1 protein-coding gene is annotated in these 11,105 nt (G+C 73.2%); it reads right to left on the bottom strand.

Annotated features, from left to right (window positions below; genetic code table 11):
* Window positions 1-133: 133 nt before the first annotated feature.
* Complete coding sequence (locus NUT86_RS03365; protein WP_274733293.1) at window positions 134-11,080, bottom strand: type I polyketide synthase; 10,947 nt, start codon at window positions 11,078-11,080, stop codon at window positions 134-136.
* Window positions 11,081-11,105 lie beyond the last annotated feature (25 nt).

Below are 11,105 nucleotides of genomic sequence, written 5' to 3' on the forward strand. Positions count from 1 at the left end.
GTGTCGGCTGTGCGGCGCGCCGCCGACCGTCGCCGGCAGGGTCTGGTGAATCGCCCAGACAATGGTCCGGGGCGGGGGCCGGGGCCCCGCGCCCCCGCGGGCACGGTCCGGGCGACTCCTGCGTACCCGCCGCTCATCGCGGTGTGCCGCCCGGCGGCCGCGCACCCGGCAGGGCCGCCATCCAGTCGGCCACGGTCTTCGCGGTGGAGCCCGCGTGGTCCTCCATCATCGTGAAGTGGTTGCCGGGCACGTCGGTGACGGTGCCCGCGCCGTCCCAGGACGCCTGCCATTCCTCCGGTGCGAGCGCTCCCGCCGGCTCGCCGGTGGCCGGCGGCTCACTGGAGCGCACGAGCAGCACGGGGCAGGAGAGCGAGTCCGGCGACCATGCGCCGACGATGTGGAGGTACCAGCTCATCGCGGTGAGCCGGCCTGCGTCCATGTGCGCGAACAGGGACTCGCGGTCGAACATCCCCCCGATCATCTCTCCGGCGAACCGGGTGAAGGGCGAGTCCTCGCGCGGCAGGTAGGTGTCCAGCAGCGCGACACCGGCGGGCGGTGTCCCCGCCTTCTGCAGATGGTGCGCCACGGCGAGGGCCAGGATGCCGCCGGACGACGAGCCGAGCAGCACCACCGGGCCGCCGTCCGCACACCGCAGCACCGCCTCGGACTGCAGCCGTACGACCGCGTCGAGGGAGGCGGGCAGGCGCTCTCCGCGGCCGAAGCCCGGGGTCGGCAGCGCCCATACGTCGCGCGAGTTCCGGTGGACGGCGGCGAACCGGGCGTACTGGTGCACACCGGCGAGCGCGACGTACGAGCTGAAGCAGATCAGCGTCGGCCCGTCCGCGTCCGGGGAGGCGCCGCCACGCGCGAGCCGCACGGGCGCGAAGGCGCTCCCGAACTCCTCCGGTGTGTCGAACGTCGGCCGGAGGCGGGCGGCCGCCTGCAGCAGCCCGAATCCCTCCGCCACCCGTCCCGACTCGCTGGCCTCCCGGAAGAGGGCTCCGATGGTGTCCTGCTCCCGTCCCGTCGCGGAAGGGCGGTCGTCGGGTCCTGCGGAGCCGGGCTGCGGGAGGACGCCCGCGGTGAGCTCCTCTCCCAGCCGGGCGGCGAGCTCCTCGGGGGTGGCGAAGTCGAAGACGAGCGTGGGCGGGAGCCGTAGGCCGGTGACGGTGCCGAGCTGGTTGCGCAGTTCCACGGCGGTCAGCGAGTCGAAGCCCAACTCGGCGAAGCCACGGTCCGGTTCGACCTCCTCGGGCGACCCGTGACCGAGGACCGCCGCGATCTGACGCCGTACCAGGTCCAGCAGGAGCGCGTCCCGTCCGTCGGGGCCGGCGTCCGCCAGCCGTGCGAGCAGATCGTCCTTGTCCGTTCCGGACGCGGCGACCGGACGCCGGGCCCGGCCGGGAGCCGCACCGCCCGGCAGCGCCGTGCGTCCCCCTGTGGCAAGGCCCACGGTGACCAGGGCGTTCTCACCTGTCGCCAGTGCGGCGTCGAACAGTGCCAGCCCGTCGTCGGCGGAGAGCGGCCGCATACCGCCACGGGCCATCCTCCGTCGGTCGGTGTCGGCGAGCCCGGCCGTCATTCCGCTGTCTTCGGCCCACAGCCCCCAGGCCAGCGAGGTGGCCGGCAGCCCCTGGGCCGCCCGGTGCCGGGCCAGACCGTCCAGGAAGGCGTTGGCGGCCGCGTAGTTGGCCTGCCCCGCCGAACCGAAGGTGCCGGCCGCGGAGGAGAAGAGCACGAACGCCGTCAGCTTCTGGTCCTTCGTCAGCTCGTGCAGCAGCCAGGCGGCGTCGGCCTTCGGCCGCAGTGTCCGGTCGATCCGCTCTTCGCCGAGCGCGGTCAGCACACCGTCGTCGACGACTCCGGCGAGATGCACGACGGCGGTCAGTGGGTGGTCCGCCGGGACCGAGCCGAGCAGCCGCTCCACCTCTGCACGCTCGGCGACATCGCAGGCCACCAGAGAGGCTGTCGCCCCCTCCTCTGCCAGCTCGGCGCACCACTCCGCCGCTCCCTCGGCTGCGGACCCGCCGCGGCTGGCCAGCAGGAGGTGCCGTACCCCGTGACGGGTGACGAGATGGTGCGTCAGGAGCTTCCCCAACGCGCCGGTGGCCCCGGTGACCAGCACCGTGCCCTCCGGGTCGAACGGGGACTCAAGGGCCTCGGGAGGCTCGACGCGGGACAGCTGCGGCAGCCGCAACTCGCCCGCGCGCAGGACCGTCTGCGGGTGCGCGGCAGCCACCGCGTCCGCGAGCACGCCGCGGGACGCCTCGCGGTGGTCGAGGTCGAGCAGCCACAACCGTCCGGGGTGTTCCAGCTGTGCGGAGCGGACCAGCCCCCACAGCGCCGCTCCGGCGAGATCGCTGACGTCCTCTCCGTGCTCGGCGGCGACGGCGCCCCGGGTGACGATCACCAGCCGGGAGCCGGCGAACCGCTCCTCGGCGAGCCAGTGACGGCAGACGGCGAGGGTGGTGAGGAGCAGTTCCCGGATGTCCGGGGTGTCCGCACCGGCTTGCGGTGCGCACTCCAGCAGCACGGTGTCGGGCATCGTCATCCCCGTGGCCACGGCGGCTGACAGGGCTTCGAGATCTGCGTACGACTCCGCGTGCACGCCTGCGCCGTCCAGTGCCTTGGCGATCCCGGCATCCACCGGTCCGCCGGGAGCGGCGCCGACCGGACTGCCGAGCACGACCCACCGTGCGGCCCCGGAACGCGGGGACAGGGCGGCGGCCTGCCAGTCGAGGCGCAGCGGCACATCCGGCCCGACCTGCGGGAAGGCCGGCATCTGGTCAGGGGTCACCGTGCGCAGGGTCAGCGCATCGGCGACAGCCACGGGCCGGCCGGAGGCGTCCGTGACCAGCACCGAGAAGGCATCGGCCCGGCCCTCGGCGGGCCTCAGACGTACCCGCAGCGCGTCGGCCCCCTCGGCATGGAAGGTCACCCCGCTCCAGGCGAACGGCAGCATCGCCCCGCCGTCGCCCGTGCCGCCGGCGTCCCGGCCGCCGACGAGCAGTGTCTGGACGGCCGCGTCGAGCAGCGCGGGGTGCAACGTGAACCGCGTGGCGTCGGCCCGGTGCGGCTCGGGCAGTGCGGCCTCGGCGAACAGCTCGTCACCGCGCCGCCACACGGGCCCGAGCCCCTGGAACGCGGGCCCGTACGTGAACCCCGCTTCCGCGAAGGCGTCGTACCACTCCCCCGCCCCGACGGGCTCGGCGCCCTCGGGCGGCCAACTGCCCAGAGTCTCCGGCTCGTTCGCCGGAGCGGTGGTCAAGGTGCCTTGTGCGTGCCGGGCCCACGGCGCGGCGTCGCCCTCGTCCACGGGCCGGGAGTGCACGGTGAACGAGCGGCACCCGGCGTCGTCGGGTGCGCCCACCGCGACCTGAAGCTGGACGGCGCCCTGCCGCGGCAGCACAAGCGGCGCCTCCAGGGTGAGTTCGGCGAGGTGGTCGCATCCGGTGCGGTCACCGGCGCTGACGGCCAGGTCGAGATAGGCCGTGGCCGGCAGGATCACCTTGCCCAGCACCGCATGATCGGCGAGCCACGCATGGGTGGCCAGGGACAGCCGCCCCGTGAAGACCACGGACTCCGAACCGGCCACGGTGACCGCCGCGCCGAGCAGCGGGTGCTCGGCCGCGCTCAGCCCCACGGCTTCGAGGTCCCCGGCCCCGGCCACCGCCTCCCACCAGTAGCGCCGCCGCTGGAAGGCGTAGGTCGGCAGGTCGACGCGGTGGGCGCCGGGACACAGCACGGACCAGTCGAGGCCGGCGCCCGAGGTGTGGAGCGCGCCGACCGCGGCCATGACGCCGGGCGTCTCGGACCGGTCCTTGCGCAGCACCGGGATCAGCACCCGGTCACCGTCGAGGCATCCCTGAGCCATGGCGGTCAGGGTGCCGTCCGGGCCGATCTCCAGGAACCGGGTGACCTTGTGCTCCTCCAGCCACCGGACGCCGTCGGCGAAACGGACGGCCTCACGGACATGCCGCACCCAGTAGTCGGGTGAGGTCAACTCCTGCGGTGTGGCGAGTTCACCGGTGACGTTCGAGACCACCGGGATACGGGGCTCCTCGTACGCCACGCTTTCGGCGACCGTCCGGAATTCCGCGAGCATCAGCTCCATCAGCGGGGAGTGGAAGGCATGGCTGACCTGGAGCCTTTTCGCCTTCCGGCCCTCGGACTCGAAGCGCCCGGCGATGTCCGCGACCACGGACTCCTCACCGGCTATGACGATCGAGGTCGGGCCGTTCACCGCGGCAATGCTCGCCCGCTGCTCACGGCCTTCCAGCAGCGGCAGCACCTCGGCCTCGGTGGCTTGGAGGGAGACCATCGCCCCACCCGCCGGCAACGCCTGCATCAACCGGCCACGCGCCGCCACCAGACGGCAGGCGTCCGCAAGCGACCACACCCCCGCCACATGCGCGGCCACCAACTCACCGATGGAATGACCCATGAGGTAGTCAGGACGGACTCCGAAGGACTCGAAGAGCCGGAACAGCGCCACCTCCACCGCGAACAACGCGGGCTGAGTGAAACCAGTCTGATTCAGCCGCTCCACACCCGGGTCCTCACCGAACACCACATCCCGCAGTGGCGCGACCAACTCACCGTCGAAGTGCGCACACACCGCATCGAAAGCCTCCGCGAACACCGGGAAATTCTGGTACAACTCCCGGCCCATTCCCGCGCGTTGGGCTCCCTGACCCGTGAACAGCACGGCTGTTGCGCCCTCGCCCCTCGCCACCCCGGTGATGACATGCGCGGAGGTCTCGCCGGTCGCGAGAGCACGCAGGCCGCTCAGCAGTTCGTCACGGCCGGCGCCCACGAGTGCGGCGCGGTGCTCGAAGGCGGTACGGGTCGTGGCCAGGGACTGTGCCACGTCCGGCAGGCCGAGTTCGGGGCGGTCCTCGACATGCGCGAGCAGCCTGCGGGCCTGTGCCCGGAGCGCGTCGCGGGTGGTGCCGCTGAGGACCCAGGGGACGGGTACGGCCGGTGTGCTGCCCGGAGGCGGGGTGGTGGTGGCGGGGGCCTCTTCCAGGATGGTGTGCACGTTGGTGCCGCTGATGCCGAAGGAGGAGACGCCTGCCCGTCGCGGCCGGTCGGTTTCGGGCCACTCCACGGTGTCCGTGAGCAGCTGTACGTTCCCTTCCGACCAGTCCACATGTGTCGACGGCCGGTCGATGTGCAAGGTGGGCGGAAGGACGCCGTGCTGGAGCGCCAGCACCATCTTGATCAGGCCCGCCACACCGGCGGCGGCCTGGGTGTGCCCGATGTTGGACTTGACCGAACCCAGCCAGAGCGGCCGGTCGGCCGCCCGTTCCTGCCCGTATGTCGCCAGGAGAGCCTGGGCCTCGATGGGGTCGCCGAGTGCCGTGCCGGTGCCGTGGGCCTCGACGGCGTCGACCTCCGTGACGGACAGGCCGGCGTCGGCCAGGGCCTCGCGGATCACCCGCTGCTGCGAGGGGCCGTTGGGGGCGGTGAGCCCGTTCGAGGCGCCGTCCTGGTTGACCGCGGAGCCGCGGAGCAGCGCCAGCACCGGGTGCCCGTTCCGCTGCGCATCGGAGAGCCGCTCGACCAGCACGATGCCGACGCCCTCGGAGAAGCCGGTGCCGTCGGTCCGGTCGGCGAACGCCTTGCAGCGGCCGTCGGCGGCCAGACCCTGCTGGCGGCTGAAGTCCAGGAAGAGCCCGGGGGTGGACATGACGGTGACGCCGCCGGCCAGTGCGAGGTCACACTCCCCCGACCGGAGCGCCTGCGCCGCCAGATGGAGGGCGACGAGCGATGCCGAGCAGGCGGTGTCGACGGTGACCGCGGGCCCCTCCAGGCCGAAGGTGTAGGAGAGCCGGCCGGACATCACGCTCGCCGAGTTGCCGGTGCCCAGATGGGCCTCGGCGTCCGGTGCCGAGGCGAGGGAACGGGAGGTGTAGTCCTGGTAGTTGGTGCCGGCGAAGACGCCGGTGCGGCTGCCGCGCAGCGACGCCGGGTCGATCCCGGCCCGCTCGAACGCCTCCCACGACGTCTCCAGCAGCAACCGCTGCTGCGGGTCCATCGCCACCGCCTCACGCGGTGAAATCCCGAAGAAGCCCGCGTCGAAGCCGCCGACATCGTCCAGGAAACCACCGGCACGCGTGTAGCTGCGGCCGGGTACACCCGGCTTCGGGTCGTACAGCGCCTCCACATCCCAGCCACGTTCGGCCGGCCACTCACCGATCGCGTCCACTCCGCCCGCAACGAGCCGCCAGAACTCCTCCGGCGAACCCACCCCACCGGGGAAACGGCAGCTCATCGCCACGATGGCGAGGGGGTCGTCCTCGTGGTCCGCCGGTCCGGCGGGCGTGGGCGCGGCCGGAGCCGGAGCCTCGTCGAGATCCAGTTCGGTGCGCAGCCGGGCGGCCAGCGCCGCCGGGGTCGGGTGGTCGAAGATGAGCGTGGCCGGGAGCCGTTTGCCGATGGCCACGCCGAGCGCATTGCGGAGTTCGACCGCCATGAGGGAGTCGAAGCCCAGCTCGCGGAAGGCCCGGTGGGGGGCGACCTCGTCGGGATCGGTGTGGTTGAGGACGGCGGCGACATGGGCGCGGACGAGTTCCGACAGGGCCTTGCGCTGCTCCGCCACGTCGAGGGCGGCAAGCTGCCGGGCGAGTACGGGGCCTTCGGCCGTCTCCGCCGTCGTGGGTCCGGCCGTGGCGAGTGCCCGTTGAGCGTCGGGAAGGTCGGCGATCAGGGGCCGGGGACGGGCCGTGGTGTAGGCACGCGCAAAGGTGTCCCAGTCGATGTCGGTGACGGCCAGTGCGGTGTCGTCGTGGTCGAGGGCACGTTGCAGCGCGGCGACGGCCGACCAGGGGTCCATGGCACGTACGCCGTGCCGGTGCAGTCGCTCGCCCACGGCGCCCTCGGCCATACCGCCTTCCGCCCAGGGGCCCCAGGCGATGGAGGTGGCCCGGTGCCCGGCTGCTCTGCGCTGCTGGGCGAGGGCGTCGAGGTAGGCATTGCCGGGGGCGTAGTTGGCGTGTCCCGGCGCGCCGATGGTGCCGGCGGTGGAGGAGAACAGCACAAAGGCCGACAGGTCATGCCGTCTGGTCAGTTCGTCGAGGTTGTGTGCGCCGCCGGCTTTCACCCGGAGCACCCCGGCCAGTTGGGCGGGGGTCAGGGAGTTGATCGTCCCGTCGTCGAGTACGGCGGCGGTGTGCAGGACCGCAGTGAGCGGCCGGTCGGCGGGAATCGTGTCGAGCAGGGCGGCGAGCGCGTCCCGGTCGGCGATGTCGCACGCGGCGAATTCGGCCTGGGTGCCGAACTCCACCAGTTCGGCTGCGAGTTCGGCGGCTCCCGGGGTGTCGGCACCACGGCGGCTGACGAGCAGCAGATGCGGTGCGCCGTTTCGCGCGAGCCAGCGGGCCACATGCTGCCCCAGGGCGCCGGTTCCGCCGGTGACCAGGACGGTGCCCTGGGGCGTCCACCGGCGTGTGGTGTCGGGCTCGCCGGTCGCGGCGCGGACCAGTCGCCGGGCGAGGACACCGTTCGGCCGTATCGCGATCTGGTCCTCGTCGCCGATTCCGGCGAGCGCCCGGACCACGGCGCCGGCCACGGCCGGGTCCAGGCTTTCGGGCAGATCGAGCAGTCCGCCCCAGCGCTCCGGCGTCTCCAGGGCGACCACTCGGCCGAAGCCCCACACCAGGGACTGGCGCGGTGCGGTGACGCCCCGCAGCGGGTCGGTGGCCACGGCGCCCCGGGTGGCGAACCACAGCGGGGCCTCGACGCCGAGGTCGTCGAGTGCCTGGACGAGGGCGACGGTGGCGGCGAAGCCCCGGGGCAGGCCGGGGTGGGCGGGGTGGTCGTCCTCCTCCAGGGCCAGCAGGGAGACGATGCCCGTGACCGGGGGCAGCGGTGCGTCCGGGGAAGCCGTGTCACGCAGCGCCGCCTCGATCGTTCCGGCGAGTGCGGCCCGGTCCTCTTCCGGGTCCACCGGCACGGTGACGGGGTGCGCACCGGCCGCCGAGATTGCCTCGGTCAGGCCGCTGACCAGGGCATCGTCGCCGGTGGTCACCACCAGCCAGGTGCCACGGAGAGTGGCGGGCGCGGCGCCGGCGAGGACCGGCTTCCAGGTGATGCGGTAGCGCCATGAGTCGGCCTGAGCTGCTTCGCGGTGGCGCCGGCGGTAGTCGGACAGCGCGGGCAGCAGCTCATCGAGGGTGGCCGGGTCCACGTCCAGCGCCGCGCCGAGCGTGTCGGCGTCGCCGCTCGCGACGGCCTCCCAGAAGCCGGAGTCGGTCTCTTCGGCGGAGCTGCCGCGCGGTTCGGGGGCGGGCCGGGGCCAGTAGCGGGAGTGCTGGAAGGGATAGGTCGGCAGGGCGATCCGCCGGGCGCCGCCGCCCTCCCCGGTGGGGTCGAGGACCGTGCGCCAGGTGACGGGCCCGCCGGCGACGGACAGTTCGGCGAGTGAGGTGAGGAAGCGCCGGCGGCCGCCCTCCCCCCTGCGAAGGGTGCCGACGACGGCGGCGTCCGGGATGTCGAGCGCGTCGAGCGTCTCCCGTACGACGGTCGTCACCACGGGGTGCGGTGAGGTCTCGACGAAGGCGCGGTAGTCCTGTTCGGCCAGGGAGCGGACGGCGTGTTCGAAGCGTACGGTCCGGCGCAGGTTCTGGTACCAGTACTCGGCGTCCAGCAGGCCGGTGTCGATCCAGTCGCCGGTCACCGTCGAGAAGAACGGTGTCGCGCCGGTGCGCGGGCTGATCGGCGCGAGGTCGGCGAGCATCTGCTCGCGGACCTCCTCGACCTGCGCGGAGTGGGACGCATAGTCGATCGGTATCCGGCGTACCCGGACACCGTCGGCCTGCAGCGCGGCGAACAGCTCGTCGAGCGCGTGCGTTTCGCCGGAGACGGCCACGGAACGGGGGCTGTTGACGGCGGCGACCGAGATGCGGTCGCCCCAAGGGGCGAGGCGCTCCTCCACCTCGGGCAGCGGCAGCGGGACGGACAGCATGCCGCCCCGCCCCGCGAGTGCGGTCAGTGCCCGGCCGCGCAGGACGACGACCCGGGCGGCGTCCTCCAGGGTCAGCGCACCGGCGACGCAGGCCGCGGCGATCTCGCCCTGGCTGTGCCCCACGACGGCGTCGGGCTCCACGCCCCGGGCGCGCCAGAGCCCCGCCAGTGCGACCTTCACGGCGAACAGGGCGGGCTGGACGACGTCCGCACGGTCGAGGGACGGTGCCCCCTCGGCGCCGCGCAGCACCTCGTCGAGGGACCATCCGGAGAACCGTTCCACGGCCTGTGCGCACTCGGTGAAGCGGGCACGGAACTCCGGTTCGGTATCGAGCAGTTCGGTGGCCATGCCGGCCCACTGGGAGCCCTGGCCGGGGAAGACGAAAGCGGTACGGCCGTCCGCTCCGCTCGTGCCGCGTACCACTCCGGGGGCCGGAGCGTCGCGGGCGAGCAGGTCCAGGCCGCGGAGCAGCTCGTCGTGGCCGTCGGCGATCACGGCGGCCCGGTGCTCGAACTCCGTGCGCGTGGTGGCCAGCGACCAGGCGAGGTCACGCAGCGGCGGCGCCGGCTGCCCGGACAGCCGCTCGCGCAGCCGGGCGCTGAGCGTGCGCAGCGAGTCCGCGGTCCGCGCGGAGACGGGGAAGACGAGGTGCCGGGAGGCGGCGTCCACTTCGGGGGCACCGTCGGCCGTCCCGGGGGCACCGTCGGCCGTCCCGGGGGCGGGGTCCTGGGCCGGGGCCTGTTCGAGAATGACATGGGCATTGGTGCCGCTGACGCCGAAGGAGGAGACCGCGGCCCGGCGGGGCCGCCCGCGGTCGGGCCATGGTGTGGCATCGGCGAGCAGCGAGACATTCCCCGCCGACCAGTCGACGTGCGACGAGGGCCGGTCGATGTGCAGGGTCCTGGGCATCAGCCCTTCGTGGAGGGCGAGCACGGCCTTGATGACTCCGGCCGCTCCGGCGGCTGCCTGGGTGTGCCCGATGTTCGACTTCACGGAGCCGAGCCACAGCGGCTGCTCCGCGTCCCGGTCCTGCCCGTACGTCGCCAGCAGCGCCTGGGCCTCGATGGGGTCGCCGAGCGTCGTGCCGGTGCCGTGTGCCTCCACCATGTCGATATCCGCCGTGGCCAGGCCCGCGCCGGACAGCGCCTGCCAGATGACGCGTTGCTGGGAAGGGCCGTTGGGGGCCGTCAGACCGTTCGACGCCCCGTCCTGATTGACCGCGGAGCCGCGCAGGACGGCAAGGACGGGGTGTCCGTGCCGCCGGGCGTCGGAGAGCCGCTCGACCAGGAGCATGCCGGCGCCCTCGCCCCAGGCGGTGCCGTCGGCCGCATCCGCGAACGCCTTGCACCGGCCGTCTGCGGCCAGTCCGCGCTGCCGGCTGAACTCCAGGAACAGTCCGGGGGTGGACATCACGGTGACTCCGCCGGCCAGTGCGAGGTCACACTCTCCCGACCGGAGCGCCTGCGCCGCCAGATGGAGGGCGACGAGCGATGCCGAGCAGGCGGTGTCGATGGTGACCGCGGGCCCCTCCAGGCCCAGCGCGTAGGAGACCCGGCCGGACACCACACTGGCGGCGTTGCCGGTGCCGATATGGCCTTCCAGTCCTTCCGCGGCACCGAGCAGCAGCGGGGTGTAGTCCTGCCCGTTGGTGCCGGCGAAGACACCGGTGCGGCTGCCGCGCAGCGATGCCGGGTCGATCCCGGCCCGCTCGAACGCCTCCCACGACGTCTCCAGCAGCAACCGCTGCTGCGGATCCATGGACAGTGCCTCGCGTGGCGAGATCCCGAAGAAGCCGGCGTCGAAGCCGCTGACATCGTCCAGGAAACCACCGGCACGCGTGTAGCTGCGGCCGGGTACACCCGGCTCCGGGTCGTACAGCGACTCCACATCCCAGCCACGGTCGGCCGGCCACTCACCGATCGCGTCCACCCCGCCCGCAAGCAGCCGCCAGAACTCCTCCGGCGAACCCACCCCACCGGGGAAACGGCAGCTCATCGCCACGATCGCCACCGGCTCCTGACGCCCGGCCTCGACTTCCTGCAGGCGCCGGCGGGTCTGGTGGAGGTCGTTGGTGACCTTCTTGAGGTACTCGAGGAGCTTCTGGTCGTTCATGCACCCTCATCCACGTGGTGGTTCC

The organism is Streptomyces sp. G7(2002), assembly GCF_028870195.1.
GTDB classification, from domain to species: Bacteria; Actinomycetota; Actinomycetes; order Streptomycetales; family Streptomycetaceae; genus Streptomyces; species Streptomyces nigrescens.

Coding starts and splice junctions, on each gene's coding strand:
- NUT86_RS03365 (WP_274733293.1), bottom strand. CDS start 11,080: ATGAACGACCAGAAGCTCCTCGAGTACCTCAAGAAGGTCACCAACGAC.